Source organism: Pedobacter sp. 01N416 (genome assembly GCF_056399685.1).
The window spans coordinates 1-1,779 of record NZ_JBFTRT010000787.1 but is presented as its reverse complement, the minus strand read 5'-3'; the positions used below and the strand labels follow the sequence as shown (position 1 = coordinate 1,779).

At 41.3% G+C, this 1,779-nt stretch carries 1 protein-coding gene and 1 pseudogene; both read left to right on the top strand.

What is annotated here, in order from left to right; translation table 11 throughout:
- Positions 1 to 831 (top strand): M24 family metallopeptidase (locus AC1DND_RS27155; protein WP_477585877.1); only part of this gene is annotated, 831 nt, incomplete at its 5' end.
- Between the two features lie 598 nt (positions 832 to 1,429).
- Positions 1,430 to 1,779, top strand: a pseudogene (locus AC1DND_RS27150) (hypothetical protein); the annotation flags it as partial.

Below are 1,779 nucleotides of genomic sequence, written 5' to 3'. Positions count from 1 at the left end.
ATGCAACAGGCAAAACCTGGCATGTACGAACGCGAACTTGCGGCAAAAATTCAGGGTGCTGCATTGGCTTCGGGCGGTAATCTGGCTTATCCGGTTATTTTGACCGTTCGTGGCGAAATTTTGCACAACCACTATCATGGCAATCAGCTAAAGGAAGGTCAGCTGGTTTTGAACGACTCTGGTGTAGAAACAGCTTTAGGTTATGCAGGCGATCTTACACGTACTTTTCCGGTAGGCAAAAAGTTTAGTGCCGAGCAAAAAGATGTGTATGATATTGTATTGAATGCTTACACGCATGGCAAAAACATGTTGGCGCCGGGTGTAAGATACTTAGATGTGCATTTGGCCTCGTGTAAAATGCTGGCACAGGGTTTAAAAGATATTGGCCTGATGAAGGGTAATATAGACAATGCGGTGCAAGCCGGTGCGCATGCCATGTTTTTTCAATGCGGAACAGGCCATATGATGGGTTTAGATGTGCACGATATGGAAGATTTAGGTGAGCAATATGTAGGTTATACCGATGAACTGACTAAAAACACTGCCCAGTTTGGATTGAAATCGTTAAGGTTGGGTAAAGCACTCGAAGCAGGTTATGTGTTAACGGTAGAGCCAGGTGTTTATATTATTCCCGAATTAATAGACCGTTGGAAAGCCACCAACCAGTTTGCCGAATTTATTAACTACGATAAATTGGAACAGTTCAGAAACTTTAGTGGCATTAGGGTTGAAGACGATTTTCTGGTTACCGAAAGCGGAAGCAGGATGTTGGGTAAACATTTGGCCTTAACCACAGATGAAATCGAATCGATTAGAAGTGAAGCTTATTAGCTAGGGCGGTTATTTGGAATAACTGCTTTTTTTTGGAGCGCAGGGCTTTTCGGTTTTTTTAAAGGGTGGAGACCTTGAACAGACGCACAGAACCAGGGTTAAATAAACCTGATAGAACGGATGCTCCCGATCCTTTATCGGAGCAGGAGGGATAGCAGGACTGCCATAACCGATGAAAGACTGAAACTGCTTTTTAAATTAATATTTTGCTAAAATAACAACATCACAATTAATAAAGAGCTATTAAAAGGAACATAGATCTTTTAAAATAACTGTTGTTTTTTGTTTTGGAGCGCAGGGCTTTTCGTTTTTTTTAAAGGATAGTCCTGCCATCCGCTTTATCCCGATAAAAAACGGGATGCCCGCTTCTGTCAGGGCTAGATACCTTGGACAGAAGCACAGAACCAGGGTTAAATAAACCTGATAGAACGGATGCTCCCGATTTAAGCACGGTATATTTTATCTTTTATTGTGTGCTTGCTTGTTTCACAGGTTTCATCGGAGCAGGAGGGATAACAGGATTGAGCTAACCGATAAGTACTGCAATTGCTTTTCAAATTAATAATAACCTATTCAACATAATAACCAGCAAAAACATATGAAAAAACTAACCTCCCTAACCGTACTTTTCTTAACGTTTAGTACCATGCTTTTTGCGCAAAGCCCAAAAAAGGTTTACACTTTGGCCGATACCTTAAGGGGAAGCTTAAATGCCGAACGTACCTGGTGGGATGTGCAGCGTTACGAACTTTCTGTTAAACCCGATTATAATGATAAAAGTATAGCGGGCTCGAATAAAATCGTATACAAAGTAGTGCAGCATAATAGTGGTAATATGCGCATGCAGATCGATTTGCAGGAGCCATTAATTATTGATAGTGTTTTATACAACGGAAGTTCGAAGGTGAAATTCGAACATGTTGGCAGTGTTTGGTATGTGCATGTCCC